At 40.4% G+C, this 23,706-nt stretch carries 18 protein-coding genes; 11 read left to right on the top strand and 7 right to left on the bottom strand.

Annotated features, from left to right (window positions below; genetic code table 11):
• Window positions 1-2: 2 nt before the first annotated feature.
• The 7 genes from CW745_RS01200 to tagH form a co-directional block, all read right to left on the bottom strand.
• Window positions 3-758 (bottom strand): Stp1/IreP family PP2C-type Ser/Thr phosphatase, encoded by a 756-nt coding sequence (locus CW745_RS01200; protein WP_101106562.1) that lies wholly within the window; start codon window positions 756-758, stop codon window positions 3-5.
• Between the two features lie 14 nt (window positions 759-772).
• Window positions 773-1,498, bottom strand: a complete 726-nt coding sequence (gene tagF, locus CW745_RS01195; RefSeq protein ID WP_193755509.1) for a type VI secretion system-associated protein TagF — start codon at window positions 1,496-1,498, stop codon at window positions 773-775.
• Complete coding sequence (tssM, locus tag CW745_RS01190; RefSeq protein WP_101106560.1) at window positions 1,498-5,034, bottom strand: type VI secretion system membrane subunit TssM; 3,537 nt, start codon at window positions 5,032-5,034, stop codon at window positions 1,498-1,500. The genes tagF and tssM overlap by 1 nt, the downstream gene beginning before the upstream one ends.
• A gap of 23 nt (window positions 5,035-5,057) precedes the next feature.
• A complete protein-coding gene (gene icmH, locus CW745_RS01185; protein ID WP_101106559.1) occupies window positions 5,058-5,960 on the bottom strand; it encodes a type IVB secretion system protein IcmH/DotU in 903 nt (300 codons plus the stop codon).
• A 27-nt stretch (window positions 5,961-5,987) separates the two neighbouring features.
• Window positions 5,988-7,322, bottom strand: a complete 1,335-nt coding sequence (gene tssK / locus CW745_RS01180; protein WP_101106558.1) for a type VI secretion system baseplate subunit TssK — start codon at window positions 7,320-7,322, stop codon at window positions 5,988-5,990.
• A gap of 85 nt (window positions 7,323-7,407) precedes the next feature.
• Window positions 7,408-7,902 (bottom strand): type VI secretion system lipoprotein TssJ, encoded by a 495-nt coding sequence (gene tssJ, locus CW745_RS01175; RefSeq protein WP_193755508.1) that lies wholly within the window; start codon window positions 7,900-7,902, stop codon window positions 7,408-7,410.
• Window positions 7,903-7,916: 14 nt separating this feature from the next.
• On the bottom strand, window positions 7,917-9,902 hold the full coding sequence (gene tagH, locus CW745_RS01170; RefSeq protein WP_101106556.1) for a type VI secretion system-associated FHA domain protein TagH: 1,986 nt from the start codon (window positions 9,900-9,902) through the stop codon (window positions 7,917-7,919).
• An 815-nt stretch (window positions 9,903-10,717) separates the two neighbouring features.
• Here tagH and tssA point away from each other — a divergent pair.
• The 11 genes from tssA (at window position 10,718) to CW745_RS01120 (ending at window position 23,699) form a co-directional block, all read left to right on the top strand.
• The gene (tssA, locus tag CW745_RS01165; protein WP_101106555.1) at window positions 10,718-11,839 is read left to right on the top strand and encodes a type VI secretion system protein TssA; all 1,122 of its coding nucleotides are present in this window, start codon (window positions 10,718-10,720) and stop codon (window positions 11,837-11,839) included.
• A 64-nt stretch (window positions 11,840-11,903) separates the two neighbouring features.
• Complete coding sequence (gene tssB / locus CW745_RS01160) at window positions 11,904-12,425, top strand: type VI secretion system contractile sheath small subunit (protein ID WP_101106554.1); 522 nt, start codon at window positions 11,904-11,906, stop codon at window positions 12,423-12,425.
• Entirely contained in the window at window positions 12,425-13,915 is a 1,491-nt protein-coding gene (gene tssC, locus CW745_RS01155; RefSeq protein WP_101106553.1) for a type VI secretion system contractile sheath large subunit, read from the top strand. The genes tssB and tssC (CW745_RS01155) overlap by 1 nt, the downstream gene beginning before the upstream one ends.
• A gap of 33 nt (window positions 13,916-13,948) precedes the next feature.
• Window positions 13,949-14,113, top strand: coding sequence for a hypothetical protein (locus tag CW745_RS16635; protein ID WP_193755507.1), 165 nt, complete (start codon window positions 13,949-13,951; stop codon window positions 14,111-14,113).
• 23 nt (window positions 14,114-14,136) lie between these two features.
• Entirely contained in the window at window positions 14,137-15,621 is a 1,485-nt protein-coding gene (tssC, locus tag CW745_RS01150; protein ID WP_202973134.1) for a type VI secretion system contractile sheath large subunit, read from the top strand.
• 2 nt (window positions 15,622-15,623) lie between these two features.
• Window positions 15,624-16,112, top strand: a complete 489-nt coding sequence (tssE, locus tag CW745_RS01145) for a type VI secretion system baseplate subunit TssE (RefSeq protein ID WP_101106551.1) — start codon at window positions 15,624-15,626, stop codon at window positions 16,110-16,112.
• Window positions 16,113-16,114: 2 nt separating this feature from the next.
• Window positions 16,115-17,950, top strand: a complete 1,836-nt coding sequence (gene tssF / locus CW745_RS01140) for a type VI secretion system baseplate subunit TssF (RefSeq protein ID WP_101106550.1) — start codon at window positions 16,115-16,117, stop codon at window positions 17,948-17,950.
• On the top strand, window positions 17,914-19,002 hold the full coding sequence (gene tssG, locus CW745_RS01135; RefSeq protein WP_101106549.1) for a type VI secretion system baseplate subunit TssG: 1,089 nt from the start codon (window positions 17,914-17,916) through the stop codon (window positions 19,000-19,002). The genes tssF and tssG overlap by 37 nt, the downstream gene beginning before the upstream one ends.
• Window position 19,003: 1 nt before the next feature.
• Complete coding sequence (locus CW745_RS01130; RefSeq protein WP_101106548.1) at window positions 19,004-19,420, top strand: hypothetical protein; 417 nt, start codon at window positions 19,004-19,006, stop codon at window positions 19,418-19,420.
• 42 nt (window positions 19,421-19,462) lie between these two features.
• Window positions 19,463-22,162 (top strand): type VI secretion system ATPase TssH, encoded by a 2,700-nt coding sequence (gene tssH / locus CW745_RS01125; protein ID WP_101106547.1) that lies wholly within the window; start codon window positions 19,463-19,465, stop codon window positions 22,160-22,162.
• Between the two features lie 109 nt (window positions 22,163-22,271).
• A complete protein-coding gene (locus CW745_RS01120; protein ID WP_153069727.1) occupies window positions 22,272-23,699 on the top strand; it encodes a hypothetical protein in 1,428 nt (475 codons plus the stop codon).
• The last annotated feature ends 7 nt before the right edge of the window (window positions 23,700-23,706 follow it).

Genomic DNA, 23,706 nt, shown 5'->3' with positions numbered 1-23,706 from the left:
TGTTATTCTGCACTTTGGTACATCCCTTTGACCAAGACAACCGAAACATTGTCTGATGCCTTGTTGGTTAATGCCGTTTGTATCAGTTTATCAACCGATTCTGCTGGGCTATTGAGGTTTAAACAAGCACAAATATCGACATCATTAACGGCATTATAAAGCCCGTCACTGCAAAGCAAAAACTGATCACCGACATTAAGCTCAAAGACATCGATATCAACATCGATTTTCTCAGAGGTCCCTACTGCGCGAGTGATCACATTACGTTCAGGATGCGTTTCAGCTTCAGCCTCTGAAATAACACCCTGTTTAATAAGTTCAGCCACATGGCTATGGTCAGTACTAATTTGGGTTAGCTGGTTATGACGAAAACGGTATAAACGTGAATCTCCCGCCCACATACACACACCAACGTTACCTTTAATCAATAATGACACTACAGTGCTGCCAATAGTACGACCATTAAGCTGCTCACGAGAGTATGCAAGTAAGCGATCATTGACTTCTATGATGCTATTTTCAATTGTGTCAACAATGTCATTAAGATGATTTTGAGGCTGTAGCTGTTGTAATTTTTCAACAATCATTTGGCTAGCAACGCTACCGCCATCATGGCCACCCATGCCATCTGCGACGGTCCACAGCCCCATATCGGGTTGCATTAAAAAGGAATCTTCGTTGAGTGGTCTTACCGTGCCAACATCAGTTGCCCCTTCACTTACCCAAGTTAAAGGGCGTCTAATCGTTATGTCATTCATGATTCTAAATCCATTTATTCATTGGCAGTGTAAGGTTGAGTCCAACCCCAATGCGACCATTGACCATCCATCATGGCAGGTATTTGGCTACTCAATGGCATCCCTAGGGTACTGACTAAGCAAGGGGATATTTTTTCTGAGCCACTTGTCGACCAAACACTATAAGCAGCACGATTCGCCGTTAATAAGCTGTCTAGTAGATGGGCATAAGCATTTATTGGTAGCTCTTCTGCAAATTGAAAGTTAATTTGCTGGCTACAGTTACCCTGCAGTTGTTGACCTGTTTTTCGATAAGACATCGGAAAAAGTGACTTTTGATGTTCGGACATCTCACTTAATTCATCAAGATTAATCTGTCCATCTAAAGCACGTAAAGCAAGCTCTTCTATCTGTTCAAACCATTGCCCATTAGTCGAGATAAACTCAAAAGGGTTTACCGAAGAAGGTAATGGGATGGCAATCGAGAATGGGTAATATCGACCCACTTGATCAACACTGGGTAGCACAATACCCGCCCAATGTTGTTCATCAATAATGCCTGCAGATAAAACAAATCGCCAAATAGGGCTAGTGAGGTAAACATCAAGCCACTGTTCACCCATCTGTGTTTGCGAGCCACTAACAAACTGTTGTAACCAGTCATCCCAAACATTTATAAACTTTGCCGGTAAATTACGGTGAATAAAATCACCGTAATTAGGGAGTTTTCCGTATAAACCTAGAGGTTGTTGCATATTCATCAGATTCCCTCTGGACATCTAAATTTACTCAACAGTTTCTTCTCAAAAGGATTCTTAACACTTTTTGCTTGGATTCGGTAAGAAACTTTGTGGCTATCGTCACTGCCATTAGCAATAGCAAAAGTCACGATATAAGTGCTCTTTGCAGAGGTCTTGGTTACTTTTGATTCTTTTAATAACTTAAACCAAGCCCAAGGACCATGGAAGGTTTTGCTGTGCTCCTGTTCATCGAGATCTTCAAACACAATGCGAACACGATTTTGCTCACCATCCGCCATCCATGTTAGATTTTTCCAAAATTTAGGGCCATGGCTATACCTTAAACGATTATCACCAACTTCAAGCATAAAACGTACATTGTTCTTAGGCATTGAGTTAGGTTTTAAGTTAAAGGCTAAACTGGGTACTTCTGGATTTTTTCGGAAGAATACACTCTTAATTTCTAGCGCTCGTTTTACCTGAGCGAGTGTTCTTGAAGATAACCCAAGGCTATGCTTATCAACACTTTTGTTTCTCCACCCACCTCGTGTGGTGATAAAAGGTTTAATGTAACCTTGATAGAATGAATCAATATTCCCACCGGGTTTGAAAAACTCAACAAAATCAAACAGTGCGATGTCGCTGCTCGCATTGGCAACAATAGGATAACGTCCGGCTATACTGTCTAGATAAGGCTGGTATACGGTATTACGCCACTCAGTATTCACATGCTGATGCGCTGAGCGCAATACAATACGCCATGCTTCATCGGCTAATGTTCTTAACCAACGTTTGACAGGCTCTGGGGTGTTTTTCGCGTAGGAGTTGAGCGAAGTGATCGCATTATTGGCACCACTTTGGTAACGAGCACGCGCTAAATCAAAAGCTTTTTTATTTGGATCTGGCGCTAAACTGATAGAGTTTAACATCTCCTGCACCTGCGAGATTTTCATCAGAGCAGTATTAATTGGTGGAGGCTGCTTTTTAGACTCTCTCAGCAAAACATTGATATCACGATATTTTTTATCAACACTTGTCCATTGCACTTTACTCGCTGCAAACTTAGCGATCTCACCTTTTGCTCCCTTTGTATTATCGTCAGCAATATTAGCTGCCATTTGACTAGAGAGCTCGGTATTAAAGGAGGTCACGTTCAAAATAGCAACAATAGGCGAATAAATAGGATCGGCAAAACTGGTCATCACATTATTGGCTTGCATCAAGTTACTGACCGTTTTTACATTCATCGCATTGTAAATATTCTGCCACTGCTTATTGTAATCGGTTAGGTAAAGCTTCTTCACTTTTTTACTGATACTTTTTAAATCATCACTAACAAAGTTAACTTCATTTTTTGATTCATCATGTAATAGCCACTTTTCTTTAGCGATGCTTACAATCAACTCAGAATCTTCTGAAAAGTCGATTTGATCATAGCTACCTTTGGTGTACAAAACAGGGATAATTAATGCCTGTTGCATGGCTGGATTAACTAAATAGGTATCCCGGACAGCGCCGCCCATTTCGTTAAGCATATTCACTTTTTGTGAGAACTCTGGTCGAGACTTTATGCGTTGATAGATACGTTGCTCAATTGGCATACGTAATAAACGTTGACGTGTTGAGGTCAACACTTGATTATTTAATACAGCAGGTTGTAAATCTGTATTGAGGAACACAGCAAGATGTGCAAGTAGTGCTTGTTTATCGTCACTGTTTTGTGCGAAAGCAACTTCCCATTTTTCAATGAACCACTCCTGAACTAGCGCCTTATCCATATGTTCAAGTTTATTAAACATGACATAGGTTCTAAAGGCGTTATACAAATTTTCATCAATGGTATTGCTATTAAGATGTGTCTCAATATATTTAATAAGTTGCGGATAGAAAACCAATTTAAGGTGGTTTAAATAAGCTTCATCGGCAGCATCATTCACACTGTCATCATACATACCTAAACTTTTAACCCAAGGCTGTTGCTCTTGGTCAAAGACAATACTAGCTTTAGCTAATGCATTAAGTGCCGGCAACGTTGCACGTATATCGTTATTGTATCTACTTTGCGTTTCGATATAGCCTTGATACTCGGCTAAATAATTTTGTACCGCTTGAGTATTGTTTTCATGTTGAGAAAACGCCCCAGTCCAAAATGCAATCAGCGTAACAGAGACACCAACTAATGCCGTATAAGCAAAACGTTGCGTCCATTTTAATAGTCGCTCATAAAAGGGGTTTGTCCCGACTAATTCAGCTTCTGGAAAAATAACATCCTTAAACATTTTTCCTAAAAAGTAACTTTTACCTTGCTGTAAAGGACTATTACTATTAACGCTGTTAAAGCCAAAGTTAGCTGAAACCGATGCCATTAAGCGATCGATCGGCGTTCCATCCTGCGTTCCACTAGTAAAGTAAACACCACGTAAATAGGGTTGAAGCTTAAAGCGGTTTTGTACAAAGGTTTGCTGTAAGAAACTATCAATGGTGTCTTGTAGACTTTCCATCTGCTGTGGGAAACCTTGAATAGCGCTTCGACGCTTCACATCACGTTCATTGTGCAAGCGCGATAAAACGCGTTCGTAAAGACGTTTAACGATATTTTTATATTCGCTACTAATAGTTGCAAAATCAGGTGCCTGAGACGCTTCTGGTGCATCGGGTAAGGAAATACCCAAAATTTGCTCACGTTCCTCTTTACCAAGATCTTCAAAAAACTCTGTAAAACCAGACACTAAGTCACACTTGGTAAACATTAAATAAACAGGGAAGCGAACTTCTAATTTCTCCATTAATTCATCAATGCGTAAGCGGATAGTCTTCGCGTGCTTAACACGCTCTTCTTCCGTTTGCGTTAACAGTTCTTGTAAACTTATAGCAACAATCGCACCATTAATCGGTCTTCTGCGGCGATGTTTTTTCAATAGAGTTAAAAAACCTTCCCATGCAGAGCTATCGATGACTTTGTGACTATCTTGTGTAGTGTAACGACCAGCCGTATCAATCAACACGGCATTATTGGTAAACCACCAATCACAATTACGCGTTCCACCGACACCTTGTAACGCCCCTTTACCAAACTGATCAGCAAGCGGGAAATCTAAACTAGAGTTTACCAATGCTGTCGTTTTACCCGAGCCAGGAGGGCCAATAATAATGTACCATGGCAATTCATAGAGAGCAGCTTTGGAATTTTTACCGCTGAAATTTAAGCCTTTTAAAGTCGTTAAAGCTTGGCTAAAACGCTCATTCATCTGCAACATCTCTTCTGATGTTTGATCAGAAATAATATCGCCAGCGTTATCATCAACCTGCTGTAAATCGTTTACCAATTTACTGTTGTTGTTCTTTTCTTGAAGCTGGATACGCAGGTTATTGATGCCCCATAATAGCGACATAATTAAGATGACAATCAAACGCGTGCTTTCAGAGGCTAAAAAGGCGGTATTTTGATCACCAAATTTTATGCCGGGCCCGATAAACCACACCAGTAGTGACAGGATAATCAATCCAATTAAGGAGATAACAATTCTATTTTTAAAAAATGCGATGATATGTTTCATTGAATGCTCTGATAATGTTTACATTATTTAGATAAAGAGGTGTCTTTCTTTTCTGGTATTAGCTGGCTTTGTACATCAACAAATTCTTGACTTACAACTGCTGAAGACTGGTCTAACCAATATCTAAAACCTGTGTAGGTTAATGCCAGCATACCGGCAACAATGCTGGCAACAACCCACATTGGAATATAGTTAGCTAACGTTCTACGCGTATTACCAATTCCTTGCCAACGCGGTGAAAGCGCACGCTCATATTCGCCACGATAAGTGCGAATAATATGGAACAGATCATCACGCAACTGCTCTAAATGCTCACGGCCACGTGAAACAACGCGGAACTTACCCTCATAGCCTAAGCTTAAACAGATATATGCAAGTTCTAGCACATCGATGTTTTCAGCAGGGTTACTGCGTAGGCGGTCGATAATAGCAAAGAATTTTTCACCACCAGCGGTCTCATTATGAAACACACTTAGCAGCGTACGCTGGTTCCAAGCACTCTCAGCTCCCCAAGGTGTATTTAACACAGCCTCATCCAAAATGGTGCATATCAGATAACGAGCAACAACAACGTTATCTTCTTTTACCCCTTCAGATCGCGCTTTGATCTCAAAGTTTTTAATCTCTCTATCAAGCTGTTGATGCAAACCACCGACATTAGGATGGTTAAGCGCATCGCGTGTTTTAGAAAAAACAGCTAATAATGTAGAAGCAGCATTAACTAACGGATTAAGTCCGTTTAATGCAGATAAATCACGTGGAATATTTTCACGAGGAACCGCTGCTTGCGGTTGATAGGCTGGTGCAGCCGGGGCTGGTTGACCAGCAACAGCTCGTCCACCGGGCATTGGACGAACAACGGTGCCATCACCACGGTTTATAGGCTGTCTAAAAACCGTTTTATCAGCATTGTCAGGTGCAGACATTTTCATTCCTTTGATGTAATAGGTTGATTATTGGCGAATTGACCAGAAATCCAGTTCTAGCTCAGGAAAATCGGCGCCGATATGGAAGGCAAAACCACCAGAGTGATGTAGCTCTTTCCAAAACTCATTGTTTCGTTCCAGCTCAAAATAACAATATCCTTGATGATATGGGATTTGTCTTGGTGCTACAGGCAGAGCTTTAAGTGGGATGCCTGGCATGGCAGCATTAACCAACTGGCGAATACGCTCAACAGGCCCCACTTTAACCGTTGCCGGAAATTGACTACGTAATGTATTTTCAGGCACTTGTGCACGTACAGCTAATACAAATACACCACTTGTTAATAAAGTACGATCAGTAATTTGAGCAACACGTATACCAAATTTTTTCTCAACTAATGGTAATGAAACCGCTGTTTGTTCATAAACCATGGTCAAGCATTTACGCAATGAACCGATAACAGGCGCAAAGGTCTTTTGTAAGTCACTGTGCAAGTAACCGGAAAATGCTGGAGGCCTTTTTGTATCGGTAACAAAAGTTGAAAACTCACCTACCATTTGTACAATTTCGGTGTATAAATCAAGTGGGTGTAAGCTTTGTAATTTAGACAAATGATCTGCAAGTGGCTCTAAACGATTGATCATTTGTAACATCATATAATCAGCAATTTCAGCAGTACCGCCACGTTGCGTATCCGCTAAACGACCAGCAATTGATTGACCACGATGATGCAAAAGTCCGACTAGTTCACTTAAAAAACCAGATAGTTTTGGCGATACCGCACAATCAGAACAGGTGGCAATATAGTCGGCATCTAAAATAACGTTTTTATCTTCGCGTGTTTCAACAATACGTAATACGCCAATGGTTGCATAACCACTTAAATCATCAGAAGCGAGCAATAAACGTAAACGCGGTTTACCTACTGCAATATCTAACGCTTCGCCACCATCAAATGAAACATCTCGGACCTGTTGTTTTTCAGAATAATAACGCGCAAGTCCCTGTGTTTCTTCACTATCAAGAATTTCTAGTGCACCGGGGCGTTTTACAGGAATAGCAAGATAAACGACTTGATTTGCGGTATTTTCAGGAACCTCAAAGACATCCGGACGATTATTATGCTCAGGGAAGCTAAAAGGAGTCCCATCTGGGAAGATACCAGCACCACTAATGAGTGAAATTTTTCCTAATTTTAATAGCTCTTGATCAAATTCAATCTTGTTAACACCCCAAGCATAGGCGCCAAGTGCTGAACATTTACCTTGTATGTAGCGCTCTAAATAACGTTCTTGCTGCTGAAAATGATGGGGATTTAAGAACATCCCTTCTGACCAAACTACTTTGCTATCTAATGACATATATTTCTATTACCGCTCTATGAATCCGTTTTTAAAGCTATCGGTCGCCCGCTAAAATGCAGCATAGGGCAACCGAACAACAAATCTATTTTAAAATGCTAATGGTGTTTTCCGAGAGTTGCACTTTCGCTGAGCTACTCACTACGTTAGTTTGTGCGATAGGAATAGTCACTTTGTATTTCGCATTTTCAAACTGCAAAAATTCAACATATAAACCAATGTATTGGGTATCTTTACTCAATACAAAATTAGCAGTACGTTGTTCACTAGGTTGAACAGCTTTAAGAACTTGTTGGCCAATCAGTGATTTACCAAGTACCTCTGAATCTCTTTCATAAAGATCAATGAAATTCGCTTTTTCAAATAACTTAGTCGATTTTAATTCATACATTCTGATGATCACAGGTGAAGGTACCTTATTATCATCAGGGTTAATATTTTCATCAACGACAAAACTTAATTGAAAATCGGTATCTAGGTCTAAAACACCGCCCACTTTAGTATTCACTGCAGAACATGAGCTTAGTAACACCATCATTGTGATGGCATAAATAGGGGTTAAAATTGTAGATTTAAACATCGCTTTATCTTCCATTAGTTAGAGGTTTGTTCATCGTTATTTGCCGTTACTCTGGCGGTAATTAAACTTTGCATTTGCTCTTCATAGGCTTGAACAAAGTCATAGCCAAAAAGATGTTGAAAGGAGTCATCAAGATTATCAACAAGTCCTTTGTGATATTCTTTATAAGCATTCCAACGTTTGGTTTTACTGCCTAAACTGAGCAAACTTGTACTTTTATATTTTTCAAATCGACTTTCTAAGTGATTAGGATCGAATCGTTCGATTAAGCCACGGAAAGCCGCCTGCATACCCGCGACCACTGCCACTTGGTGTTCAGCAATACCTTGAAAGCCTTCTTTAACTGCATCCACAGGGGCTTTATAAGCATTGTTCTCTTTGATGAACATGTTTTCTAATGCATCATCAATATTGGCTGAGAATTTCAAAGGATTATTTTCAACGGATTGAATTGTCGTCACATTAATACGAAACTCTTCTTTGATCTTTTTGCGAAATTTTAAGACCTGCATCATGCCTTGCATCGTTTCACGCATTAAGAGACCAACAGTATCATTTATCTGAATTTTCTTAGCATCATCCAAGTTCCACTTAGCAAGGCCCATTGCATCGACAACTCGATTTAAGTCACCACTTGCACTCATTGCAGGTGTTGTCGAAGGTTGCGCTGGTTGCTGTGCCACCAAGAGTTGCTGTTTTAAAGCTTCAACCTCAGTGCGCAGTTGTTGGTTTTGTAATTCTAATTGCTGATTCTTAACCGTTAATTGCTGGTACGCTTGTTCGCTATGGGTATTATGTTGTTTAGGCTCGGCTAATGTTGCCGTCGCACCGACCATGCTTGCACTGGCGACACTTGCAACCGGTCCAGTGTCGGCAACAGGATCATGAGTCGGTTGAAATGGTGATAATTCAACTTCAACCTGCTCAGTAAAAGGATCATCAGGAATAGTTTGCGTTTGGCTAAATGCACTAGTTTGCGCTGGCTGTGCAAAGGGATCATTTACAATGGCAGGCTGCTCAACCATCAAGTCATCAACTTGCTCTGCACCATTAACAGCATTAAAACTATCCAAAGTACTAGCGAACGTTTGCGGTGTTGCGCTTGCAGGACTTACCTGTGGCTGATTTATAACAGGCTCAGGGATTGATGAAGGCTGAAAAGTATTAGCTGGTGCGGGATCTGAGCCAAGCAAATCATCGTCCCAGTCATCCCAATCATCAGGAATAAGGCTTTTCTCCGGACTCGCCGTTGGCCACTGCACGGACTCATTCATTACTCGATTATCAGACACTGAGTCAGAAAGATTATTTGTTGCCGTTGCCCCGACATCAGCAAAAGGATCGCTACCGACACTTGCCATTGAGAACGGGTCGTTATTAGCGACATCAACTTTATCCAACAAAGCTAGGGGATCTGTCTGTGCTTCACTTTGTATGCTTGGCGCAATACTATCAACTGTATTTCCTAAGCTTACCTGTGCAAATGGATCATTGTTACTAGGCGTATTATTAAAAGCAAAGGGATCATCTAAATCGTTTTTAAAAGGATCAGAAGCATCATCTTTAAAGGGATCAACGCTTGCAAAGTCATTATTAACATTACTCTGCGCACCGGCAGAAAAATCTGCAAATGGATCGTTATTTTCTGGGGCCGCGAATGGCATGTTTGCAGACATTGAATTACTGAGCTTAGCCACGAATTCATAATCACTAATCGTGAAATGGTCACCCTCGTTAAGGACAACTTGGTTACCATTACCTACGGGCTCAGAAGCGCCATTGATAAATGTGCCATTAGTACTCAAATCAGTTAAAAAGTACTGTCCCGCTTCGCAGGATATTTTCGCATGTACCGAAGACATATATTTATTGGGATCTTCTAAAACCCAAAAATTACTTGCAGCCCTGCCTAACGTGCCCCCTTCTTCCGGAAAAATAAAGCTAGGTTGGCTAATCTGCACGCTATCAGGAGAATATATTATTGTTATTTCAATCGACATAACATTATTCCTTAAATAAGGAACCCCATAAAATTTAATTCAAAGAACATCATGTTCTGACAAAATTGTTTTCGCTTTGTCGAAACATGACAAAACACCTAACGTCCCTGTATACAACATCTTCATTAGTGCTGTTTTCAGCTTTATTATTGTATTGAAGATATTGTCAAATATTCGTTATTAAGTTGCTTTAAGGTTGAATAACCTCAAAATTTGTAGCGCATTAATTTGACAAAACACAGACAGTTTGGATATATCAAAAACAAGGCTATGCTAACAGATATTGAATAGTAAAAGCTATCAAAATTAACCCATTATGAGCGCTCACTCATATCAATCATTAAACATTATTTTGTGTGTAGTGGTTCACTTGTTTATTTTTGAAATATTAAACTCATCACAACAAAACCATTAACAAACACCCCTTAAAGATACAAGGCACTTTATAATTAACAGGTACTTATAATCGAATTTATTGTTTCATAAAAATGTTTAGTTGAGCATTGTCATTGCTATGCTCATTAGGGATATCAATAAAGTTGAGCAATATGGTTAGCCAGCAACCATAAATGCGCATCAAACAGTAGGTATAATATCAAACTCAAAAACATACCTAAGGTGCCCTATTTTAAAATAAATAGGGGATAAAAATGAATGCAAATTAGTGACATGAAATCCACTGTTATTATTGCATTCCTTGAGCAATCAGGAATATTTATCATTTTTTTTACCATCATATTGCAATGTAAACAATTACATAATAGGCTTGCCACTCTAAAACGGATTTAACTACTTCAATGGAGCTTGTAAGTTCAATGCCATCACCCTCATTAATAGATATTCCAGCTTTAATTCTCCCAATTGAAGGAGAACTTAGTGTCGGTAACGACCTTCGAGAAGATCCCTCATATGACTCTAATTACGCGCAAATTAAAGATGCGCGACGTGCTGCACGAGATGCAGAGCGTAACAATATGTTTGACGGTGATAACAGCGAAGCCTTAGAGCATTGGCAGAAAATTTTTGTTCTGGCACCTAAGATTCTCGCAGATCAATCAAAAGACTTAGAAGTAGCGTGTTGGTTGACCGAAGCACTGGTTCGCAAATCAGGTTTCCAAGGTCTAAAAGATGGTTTCACACTGATTAGACAATTAGTCGAAAACTTTTGGGAGGCAGGTTTATACCCAGCAGAAGATGAAGACGGTATCGAAACCCGTGTTGCACCTGTTGCCGGCTTAAATGGTGAAGGCGCTGATGGCGTGCTATTGAGCCCAATTCGTAACTCAGCAATCACTGAAGACGCTGCTGTAGAGCCATTTAGTCTTTGGCAATACAGCCAAGCTGTTGTGGTAAGTCGCATGGAAGATGATCGTAAACGAAATGCGGTTATCGAAAAAAATGGTTTTTCAATAGAAGATATTGAAAAAGCAGTAAATCAATCATCATCAGAATTTTACGCAACACTCTTTGATGATGTTGAGATTTGCCTCAGTGAATACCGAAGTGTTAATACACTCCTTACAGATTTCTGTGGCAGCTATGATGCACCTTCAACAAGTAAAATTATTGAGCTGGTAGAAGAAGCTAAAAGTGCAATCAACCACATCGCTAAAGCAAAATTACCGATAAAATCAGAAGCGGTTGAAGAAATCGCAGAAGATATCGAAGGAGAGCCAGTGGTAGCAGCGGCAGTTGCGGCCCCTGCTGTAGATGCAATAACACAAGCATTAAACTCTCGAGATGATGCTTTCAAACAGTTAAATACAATTGCTGAATACTTTTTGAAAACAGAGCCTCACTCTCCTATCTCTTATATTTTAAGCAAAGCAATCAAGTGGGGCAATATGCCACTTGAAGAGTTAATGAAAGAGCTTATTCCTGACTCATCTTCACGCGATACCTACAGTTCGCTGACAGGTGTAAAAGTTGATGAATAACCAACACAACACAACTGACATTGTGCAAACTTAGTAAACTATTTTTTATACACGGAGAAAAAACATGGCTGAAAGTATTCATAACAAACTGAAAAGAGTAAGGAAACCCCGCGTACACATCACTTATGATGTTGAAACAAACGGCGCAGTAGCGAAAAAGGATATTCCTTTTGTTATGGGTGTAATGGGTGATTACTCAGGTGATAACACTGAGAACAAAAAAGCCCTTAAAGACCGTAAATTTTCACAAATTGACCGTGATAACTTCAACGATATCATGGCTAAAACAGCACCTAACCTGAACTTGAAAGTGCAAAATACATTAGCAGATGACGGCAGTGAAATGTCTGTGGCATTAAACTTCAACCACATCGAAGATTTTGAACCGCATAAAATTGTTGATCAAGTTGAACCGCTTAAGAAATTACTTGAAACACGTGATAAATTACGTGACCTACTGAGTAAAGCCGATCGTTCTGAAGAGTTAGAAGATATCTTAGAAAACATCCTAAACAACACAGAAGCATTAGCTTCTATTTCTGGTGAGTTAGGTGTTGAAGCAAAAGACTCAGAAGGAGATAAATAATGTCAGTACAAGAGAGTGCAGTAGCACAAGCGGAAGGCAGTGAAGTACTAGAAAGTAGCTTTTTAGAGCAAGCAATCGGTGCAACACGTCAAACACCACGTAACGAAACAGAAGAGCTATTAAAAACGCTTACGCAAGAAGCGATGAATGGGACTGTTACTTGGGATAAAAGCTTAACGGTAACGATTAATGCGGCTATCGATGCGATTGACTCTGCATTATCAAAGCAGTTATCTGCCATTATGCAAGACCAAAAATTCAATAAACTTGAAGGTTCTTGGCGTGGATTACATCACGTTGTCATGAATTCTGAGACCAGTTCTCAGCTTAAAATTCGTGTATTAAATGTGAGCAAAAAAGAGATCCAAAAAGATCTAGAAAAAGCCGTTGAGTTTGACCAAAGCCAAACCTTCAAAAAAGTATACGAAAGTGAGTTTGGTACAGCCGGTGGTGAGCCTTATGCAGCACTTATCGGTGATTACGAGTTCTCTTCTCACCCGAACGATGTTGACATGTTAGCAAACATTTCTAACATTGCAGCAGCCGGTTTCTGTCCATTCATTGCAGCAACTGCACCACAAATGTTTGGTTTCGACTCATTCCAAGAGCTTTCTAAGCCACGTGACTTAGAGAAAATTTTCGACTCTTCTGAATACATCAAATGGCGTGGTTTCCGTGATACTGAAGATTCACGCTTTGTAACGCTAACTATGCCACGTGTTTTAGCACGTCTTCCTTACGGCGCTGCTACAAAACCTATCGAAGCATTTAACTTCGAAGAGGGCACAATTGGTTCAGATGGTCGTCAACGTCAAAGTGAACACGAACATTACTGTTGGATGAATGCATCTTACGCAATGGGCGCAACCCTGGCTAAATCATTTGCAACTTACGGTTGGTGTACAAGTATCCGTGGCGCTGAAGGTGGCGGTAAAGTTGAAGGGCTTCCAAGCCATACATTCGTAAGTGACGATGGGGATTTAGATTCACAATGTCCGACTGAGATTGGTATTACTGACCGTCGTGAAGCGGAATTAAGTAAGCTTGGTTTCCTTCCATTATGTCACTACAAAAATACTGATTACGCGGTGTTCTTTGGTGCACAAACAACGCAGAAACCGAAGAAATTTGATGATCCTGATACAACAGCGAACTACGAAATTTCTGCGCGTCTTCCTTACATCATGGCAACAGCTCGTATTGCTCACTTCTTAAAAGTAATGGGTCGTGACAAAATCGGTTCATTTGTAGAAGCAAGTGATGCTGAAGAGTGGTTAAATAAATGGATCAATAGCTACGTAAATAATAGCTCTGATGCAAGTGCAGAAATGAAAGCACAATACCCACTTCGTGAAGCAAACGTTGAAGTAAAAGAAGTACCTGGACAACCTGGTGTTTATAGTGCAATTGCACACCTACAACCTTGGTTACAAATGGAAGAGTTAACAACGTCATTACGTCTTGTTGCTAAGATTCCAAAATCAAGTTAATTAGCTAACTAAAAAACACTCAGGGAATAGATAATGCACTTAATCAAGGCTGTTTTTAGCCATACAACAACAGTAACTACTGGCTTGCAGCGCTTACTGATGTTAATCAATGGACAGCAGCTAAGTCATTTTTCTATTCCCTTGTTTTTTATCAAAGAGAATCCATTTCTGCGAATTAGCATTACCCACAGTAAATAGATATGCCTTATTCGCCTAGACTCATGACCCAATCAGACACATCACTATTAGACTCTGTTTTAGAACAGCCTTCATACATCACTGATTTAACTGATCTTGTTAATGAAAAGGATGATACTAAAGCGCTTCAATACTGCCTTGAAAACTTTGTCGACAAAAGTAAATTACAAAGCACACGCTTAGCTAAAAATGCCCTACTGCACCTTATCGCTAATATTGATGAACAAATTAATGATCAAATTAATGAAATCATTCACCACCCTCGTTTACAAAAATTAGAAGCCTCATGGCGTGGTTTGTGGTTATTGGTAAAACAAGCCGATGGATGCCGTAGTGTTAAAGTAAAAGTATTCGATATTAAATGGTCAGAGGTTGTTAAAGATTTAAGCAAAGCGATGGAATTTGACCAAAGCCAACTGTTTCAAAAAATATATAGCGAAGAGTTTGGTATTCCCGGTGGTGAACCCTATGGTGCGATTATTGGAGACTATGAAATAAGTCATCGCGTCAGTAAAGCACACCCTTATGATGATCTTTCAACCTTAGCCGGTATTGCACAAATTGCGGCAGCTTCATTCTCACCCTTCATCACCGGTGCATCCAGCGAGCTATTCGGTATGGATGATTTTTCAGGGTTTGGATTACCCATCGATTTTGACCATGTTTTTGATCAAAATGAATATACAAAATGGAATACCCTACGTAAAACCACAGATACGCGTTTTATCGGTGTCACACTCCCTAAAGTATTGATGCGACGCCCTTACCAAACAGCGATGGCAAGTTATAAAGGGGTCAACTTTTACGAGAAAAAAGACCGCCATGGTGAAAATAACCTATGGGGCAATGCCAGTTATGCCTTTGGGTGTATTCTCATCCGTGAATTCGCCGATATTGGTTGGTTCGGCCATATTCGTGGTGCTCCTCGTAATCACCTATCAGGGGGTATTTTTAAAGAGCTTGCTCACGATAGCCATGCAACCGATGCAAATAATATAGCTTATAAGCCCATTACAAATGTTGTACTCACTGATGCTAGTGAAAAGAAAATCAGCGAGTTAGGATTTATCTCGCTTTGCCAAGGTTATTTATCACCCTATAGCACGTTTTATAATAACCAATCGATTCATAAACCTAAGCGTTACGCAGCCATTGATGTTGATACCAATGCAAAAATATCATCAATGCTACAGCACGTTTTATGTGGCGCACGTATCTCCCATTACATCAAGTTAATGGTACGCGACAAAATCGGCTCTTTTATCAGTCCAGAAAGCTGTGAGGATTATATCCGTAAATGGTTAATGCAATACACAACCGGTAGCGAAGATTTAGACTGGACCGAACAAGCGAAGTACCCGCTGAAAGATGGCTACGTGCGCGTTAAAGAACACCCAAATAAACCGGGTAAATTTTTATGTGTTATCCATGTGCAACCGCACTATCAGCTCGACCAAATGGTGTCTGAATTAGAGCTGGTCACCGAACTTGCAAGCTTTGGGAAATAAAGATGGCACGTATTGAAAAAGATAAAAAATTACGCCCTTCTATTTTAGACAGACTATTTGATGATGAGCCGTTACACAATAACGAACAAAAATTACAACATCACCAACTAGTGAAACAGTTACGTATCAGTATTAGTCGTGACTTAGAATCGTTACTAAATACCCGTTACCATATGTTACAACCAAGCAGTGATTTTCAAGAGGTTGAACACTCCATTTTCAATTATGGTTTACCCGATTTAGCAACCGTTAATATTCGCGATATGGAACATCGCAAAAAATTTATCACCCATTTAGAAACAACGCTTAAGAGTTACGAACCTCGCTTTAAGTCAGTGAAGGTTGCCTTTGTAGATAACAGCGATAGCGTCGACCGTACACTGCGATTTCGCATTGATACGGTGATTTATGCAGATCCTATTCCTGAAGTGGTTGTATTTGACTCCATTCTCGACTCTGTAACACGTTCCGTTAGCGTTAAGGAAATATAACCATGACTGATGAGTTACTCCCCTATTACGAAAAAGAGTTGGTTTACATGCGCCAACTCGGTGCTGAATTTGCCAAAGAACACCCTAAAATCGCAGCCCGTTTAGGCATTAATAACGACAATATTGAAGATCCACATGCTTCACGTTTGGTAGAAAGTTTTGCCTTTCTCAACGCGCGAATTCAACATAAGCTCAATGACGACTTCCCTGAAATAAGTGATGCGTTATTAGGTAGCTTATACCCGCATTATCAACGCCCTTTACCGTCCATGTCGGTTGTGCAGTTTGTGGCAGACAAAGAACAGTTAGACTCTAATTACCCGATAGCCAGTGGTACCTTACTGGAAACAACACAGTTTCAAGGTGAAAACTGTCGTTTTACAACAGGTTATGATGTTCCTCTGTTACCGATTGAGGTAAGCGAAGCTTCGGTGATGGGTAAACCCTTTTTTACTCCGGGATCTAATCGTATTCGTGGCGCTGAAAGTGTATTGAAGCTTTCATTAAAAACTTTTTCCAGCGATATTCATTTCTGTGATTTAAATATTGATACTTTGCGTTTTTATCTTAAGGGGCAGTCACAGCATATTAACCCTATTTACCAGATGTTATTAAACAGCTGTAACCGTAGCTTTCTAGCCAAATCAGAGGACGATACTCAACCGATTGATCTGGGGTTAAATATCATCAAACCGGTTGGGTTTAAAAGCGATGAGGGTTTATTGCCCTACCCTGATAACTCGTTTATAGGCTATCGCTTGCTCAGTGAATACTTTGCCTTTCCAGAAAAATTCATGTTCATCGATATTACCGGTATTGCAGCGCAGCTAAAGTCGCATCAATCAGATGCCATTGACCTTTATATTTATCTCAACGAAGCAGATATCGAACTCGAACATAACATCGATGAAAACACCTTTAATTTAGGCTGTACACCAGTCATTAATCTGTTTCAACACAGCGCAGACCCGATTAAGTTAGATCATACCCAACATGAATATAAAGTGACCCCTGATTCACGTCGCACGCTCGGTTATGAGGTTTACAGCATCGATAAAGTGTGTGCTTCCTCCTACGTCGGTGAAGATCTCGACTTTTTACCATTTTATGGACAAAACCATGCCCAACAGGAAGATGATGCGCATGCATTCTGGTTTGCTAAACGTCGCCATGCCAAGTTAGATAATTACGATCGTGATGAAGGTACAGACGTTTTCTTATCTTTAGTGGATTTAAAATTTAACCCTAATATTCCAGAAGATCGCACGCTTAGTATCGAAACAATGTGTAGTAATCGCGACTTACCACAAAAGCTCCCCTATTCAGTGGGTGAATCACAATTACAATGTGTCGATAGCGCTCCACCGTGCTCTGCAATACGCTACCTTGTGCAACCAACACGGGTAGTTAGACCACCACTTCGCGATCACGCTCGCTGGCGTTTAATCTCGCATTTGAACTTAAACTTTTTATCGTTAACAGGTGGTAACGATGCCTGCATGGCCTTGAAAGAGATGCTGCGTTTGTACGACTTTAAAAACTCAGCCGTTTCCCGTGCATTGATAGAATCGATTATGGAAGTTAACGCCAAACCGATCAGTTCACCATTGACCATTGATGGCTTTACCGCCATGTGTCGTGGTATTGAAATTACCGTTAAAATTGATGACTCACTACTGAGTGGCACCAGCGTTTATCTATTTGCTACCGTATTAGAGCACTTCTTTGGCTTATATTGCTCTATCAACTCTTTTACACGATTACTGATCAAAACCAAAAATAAAGAAGGTTATTTAAAGAAATGTCCTCCACGAGCTGGCGAAAAAGTACTTCTGTAACCCAGAAGTTAACCGAGCACCCTTACCAGTTCTCCTTTAAGCAGGCGGTCAGGGTACTCGAACGAAGTAACAACTACAGTGATCACATTGATTCGACTGCACTTCATGCGGTGGGTAAATTCATGCCTCCGCAGGCTGAGTGTATTCGTTTTTCAAGCAATCAATCACTGTCTTTTCCAGCATCAGAAATTGCATCCATTACGCATAATACTCAACAAACGCAATTCAAAAAGCAGTGGTCGATGGATGTTAACTTTATTGGATTAACCGGCAGCCATGGCGTATTGCCATACCACTACACAGAAACCGTATTAAAACGTCTCAAACTTAAAGATACCTCCATGAAGGCATTTTTTGATGTCTTTAACCACCGAACAACCTCGCTGTTTTTTCAAGCATCAAGTAAATATAACGCGCCGTTGCAATATGAACGAAACCACTTACAAAAGCGTAAAGTGAAAGATGATTTTACGCAGATGTTAATGGCGCTGGTTGGCTTAAACGGCAAGCACTTAACTGATCGCTTATATACCAAAGATGAATCATTGCTCTACTACGCGGGTTTATTAAACAGCAATGTGCGCAGTGCTTCTGGTTTAAAACAGATTCTAGAAAGTCACTTTTCACTGCCCGTTGAGATCAAAGAGTTCGTGGGGCAATGGCAAGACTTAATTGACGATGTGCGTACCCGTTTTCCGAGCAGTATGGCACTAGGGCAAAATAACCAGCTCGGTAAAACCGTCATGTTGGGTAAAAAGGGTTGGTTCGCACAGGGGAAAATAAATATAATTTTAGGCCCTTTAAATAAACAACAGCTAGCACAATTTACGCCACATACAGCACACCTCAAGGCACTTGATGAGATCGTTCGCCTTTACCTAGGGTTTGAACACGACTATAGCTTCACTCTCAGGATACTAAAGAAAGATATTCCACAATCCAACCTGAATAGCCAGTCGATTCTTGGCTGGACAAGTTGGTTATCCAAAAAACAACAAGAGATAGGTACAACTGATGAGATTGTTGACATCCCAATTTCTAAAAGAAAATAAAATGAAAAACAGTGCACTAAAAAAAATAGGCCAATACGGTTTATCTGTTTTCTTATTTAGCACCTTGAGCGCTTGCTCCTCTTTATGGGACTTTAACGACGAACCCCGTTTTGCCATTTTAGCGCAAGGCAAAAATATCGAAACCCGTCCAAAAATGGCAGAGGTTTGTAAAGGCTTTCATGTTTCAGAAAAGACCTTTAACGCATTTGTTGAACATGCGGCGGTAACGCATGAAGAAACACTTAACGAACGCTATAAAGCACTCCCATGTTTTAGTTCAGGCTACGTTTACCTTGATGAAGAAAAATTCAACTGGGTGATTCGTGCAGGTGGTGTCGGGGAGTTTTATAACGAAAATAGTAGCTTTACGAAAATATGCGGTGTCGCCTGCTGCAAAAAAGTAGCTGGCGTATGCTAACAAGTATCACGACAAGTTAGACAATAATCTTAAGGAATATATATGGTTACAATTGATTTAAAGTCATTGGTTGGTCGCTTAAATGAAACCTCCCGTAATGCACTCGAAGGGGCAGCAGGGATCTGTTTAGCGCGTACCCACTTCAATGTTGAAATTGAACATTGGTTATTAAAATTATTGGAAGTCCGAGATAGCGATATTGTCGCTATCTTAGAAAAGTTCGACGTAGACTTAGGGCGACTTGTTCAAGATATCAATCGTGAACTAGACCGAATTAAAGGCGGTAATACCCGTGCCCCAGCGCTTTCTCCGACCATTGTCGATATCAGCAAAAATGCCTGGATGCTTGCATCGGTAGAGTATGGTCAGCCGGTTGCAACTTCAGCACATATTTTAACGGCATTACTGCTTGATGATACATTACGTCAAACAACAGGCGCACTCTCTGGTGAATTGAAAAAAATCAAACCAGAATCATTACGTGAAGTAACGCGTGCGATTGTAGGCAGCACAGCAGAATCAGCAAGCAACATGATGGGTGATACTACATCAAACGGCAATGCGGCATCAGCGACGCCAAGCAGCACACCATCACTGGATAAATTTACTGTCAACCTCACCGATGATGCTAAAAAAGGCAAAATTGATCCGATCTTGGGTCGTGACGAAGAGATACGTCAAATCGTCGATATCTTAATTCGTCGTCGTCAAAATAACCCAATCTTAACCGGTGAAGCCGGTGTTGGTAAAACAGCGGTTATTGAAGGATTTGCACTGCGTATTGCATCTGGTGATGTGCCTGATGCATTAAAAGATGTATCGGTTCGTTCATTAGACTTAGGTTTATTACAAGCGGGTGCAAGCGTAAAAGGTGAGTTTGAAAATCGCTTAAAATCTGTAATCGCAGAAGTTAAAGCATCACCGCAGCCTATCATCATGTTTATCGATGAAGCGCATACGCTCATTGGTGCCGGTGGTAAAGAGGGTCAAGGCGATGCTGCAAACTTACTTAAACCAGCACTTGCGCGTGGTGAACTTCGTACCATTGCAGCAACAACATGGGCTGAATACAAAAAATACTTTGAACGTGATCCGGCGTTAACACGTCGCTTCCAAGTAGTTAAAATTGAAGAGCCAAGTGAAGAAAAAGCGATCAACATGATGCGTGCTATCGCGGGTATGTTGCAAAATCACCATGGTGTAAACATTATGGACGAAGCGATTGTCGACTCAGTAAAACTATCAAGTCGTTACATCACTTCTCGTCAACTACCTGATAAATCAGTGAGCTTATTAGATACCGCCTGCGCACGTGTTTCATTAAGTCAAAGTGCAACACCGGAAAGCGTGGAAAATACACGTCGCTTTATTCTCCAAGCAGATACTACGATCAAATCGCTTCAACGTGAACATGCAGCACATGGTAATCATCAAGAAAAAATTGATGAATTAATTGCACAGAAAGCAGCGTCAGAAGAACGATTGGTGGAGCAAGAAGCGCAGTGGAAAAAAGAGCTAGCGCTAGTTGAAACTATTCACGGTTTACAAAAGCAGATTGAAAATAGTTTCAACGCGCAAAGTAAAGCACAGCTTGCCGTATCACAGGATAAAGAAGTAGAGGCTGATGAAGCACTATTAGATGAGCAAACGCTGGCTGAGATTAAACAACAGTTACAAACATTAATGAGTGAATTAAATGAATTACAAGGCGATGAGCCGATGATTCAGGTTAATGTTGGTGCGCAAGCGATTGCTGAGGTTGTTGCTAACTGGACAGGTATTCCAGTGGGCAAAATGGTGTCTAACGAAATTAAATCTATTATGGGTCTTAAAGATTCATTAGAGAAACGCGTTATCGGACAAGATCACGCATTAGAAGCGATTGCAGAGTGTATTAAAACTTCCCGTGCGGGCTTAACGGATCCACGTAAACCGGTTGGCGTATTCTTCATGGTTGGCTCAAGTGGTATCGGTAAAACAGAAACAGCCTTAGCTCTGGCCGATGAACTTTATGGTGGCGAACAAAACATCACCTGCATTAACATGTCAGAATTTAAAGAAGAGCATAAAGTTTCTATGTTACTGGGTTCACCTCCAGGTTACGTTGGTTACGGTGAGGGTGGCGTTTTAACAGAGGCTGCTCGTCGTAAACCACACAGCATCATCCTGTTAGATGAGATGGAAAAAGCGCACCCGGGCGTGCAAGACATCTTCTATAACCTGTTTGATAAAGGCACCATCAAAGACGGTGAAGGACGTGATATTGATTTCAGAAACACAGTGATCATCATGACTTCAAATGCGGCTGAAGAACATATTCGTGCGATTTGTGATCAAAGCGAAGAGCTGCCAGATCCAGAAGTATTGCTAGATAACTTCAGACCACAGCTACTTAACTACTTTAAGCCAGCATTCCTTGGACGTACTACAGTGATCCCTTATTACCCACTAGGCGATGATAATCTATTGAAAATTTGTAAAATCAATATGAACCGCATCGCTAAACGTGTGAAGGAGCACTATAACGCGACCTTTAGCTACGATGATGATGTAATGTTACATATTGTTGCACGTAGCCAAGAAGTAGACACTGGGGCACGTAATATTGAAAACATACTAACGCGCACACTGTTACCAGAAATGGCGATTGAGTGTTTGACCAGAATGTCTAATGATGAGGCGATTTCGCACATCAACGTTAATGTTTGCGATGAAGGTTTATTTAGCTACGAAATCTCTTAATTTTTAAGAGATTAAGTTTAAATAATGACAAACATCGTAAATATAGCGTAAATAATTAGGGCAACATTAGGTATAATGTTGTCCTAATTTTTTATATGGACTTCATGCAGTGAACGGAATTCAAATGCATCCTTGGAAATATATAGCCACACTTTTTATTGTTATCTGCTTAACCTATAGTCAGTATTTGTTGGCCGATGACACTGATAATGAGTCAATATTAATTACAACCATGTTAAAAGATGTTGATGACATGCATCAGCAGTTTTCACAGACCTTTTTTCGAACTTTACTCAAACAGCCTCAATACCAAAGCGCAAAGTTTCCATCGTTACCAGCATTACAGAAAGAACTTGATAAAGCACCCACGCAAGTTGTTCACAACAGCGCATTAATCGTCAATAACTTAGCCATGATAAAAAGTTATTATGACGATCCAACATATTTCAATTATGTAGAAAAATTGCTTGCAGTAAATGAGTTCAATGCAGCAAACCAGTTGCTTAATCATATTATCGAACAGGGTTATGATGGACTCACTGCACGCGCAAACTATCTATTAGCGACATACTATTTCAAACGCGAACAATGGTCTGATGTACAAGCTCTGCTCAGTAAAGATAGCAACCTGCTAGCGCCAGAAAATCATCAGCACGCTTTACTGATGGCAGGTATCGCCCTGCAACAACAAGGTGAGCATTATAAAGCGATAAAAATCTATGAAAAAATCCCGGCGAGCTCAAGCCATTACACTGCAGCCCAATTGAACCTCGCCATTGCTAACTTGCGTCAAGGTTGGTGGACAGATGGACATATTATTATTAAAGATCTCTTAAAGGCGCAGCAAAAAAGACCACAAGAGAAGACCTTAAATCGCTTGTATATCACACTCGCTTACTCATTACTTAATCAGGGCTATTACCGCACTGCTCGCAATACTTTTCACCAAGTCGGCATTAATAGTCGTTACGCCAACCAAGCCATTCTTGGCATTGCTTTAACAGCAGCACAACAGGATGACGACATTGGCGCATTAAACGCCACTCGTTTTCTAAAAAACCGCCCACAAGATGATTTACCCGTACATGAGTCACACCTTTTGATGCCCTTTTTCTATGAAAAATCGCACCAATTAGTGCCCGCTTCTGTTGGTTATAGTGAAGCCAGTGATTATTATCAGCAAAAAATTAAGACCATCAATCAAGCACTAAAATCTTCTTTTGAGATTGCTGATTTACGCATTAATAAAAATGATTCAAGGCGCGTCAGTATCGCCGGAAATGAAGTCAACCTTTCCACACATTATCCCGATTACTTCTTTGCTAACTACAATGCAATCAGCACTTTTAGCAATGAAACCCAGCAAATTCAGCAGCCAGCACTAACCAAAAAACTTCAATCACTGAGCCAAGCTTACGCAAAGCTAGCCAGTAAAATGAGTAAAAAAATATTATCGCAACGCGCCAGCCACCTAACTAGCTACTTAAACCAGTCACGTTACGGTTTAGCAAGGCTCTTTGACAATAACACCCAATAATAAGTTG

This window comes from Psychromonas sp. psych-6C06, assembly GCF_002835465.1.
Taxonomy (GTDB): Bacteria; Pseudomonadota; Gammaproteobacteria; order Enterobacterales; family Psychromonadaceae; genus Psychromonas.
Note: the sequence above shows the minus strand (reverse complement) of the source record. Positions and strands in the feature narration are given on the sequence as shown.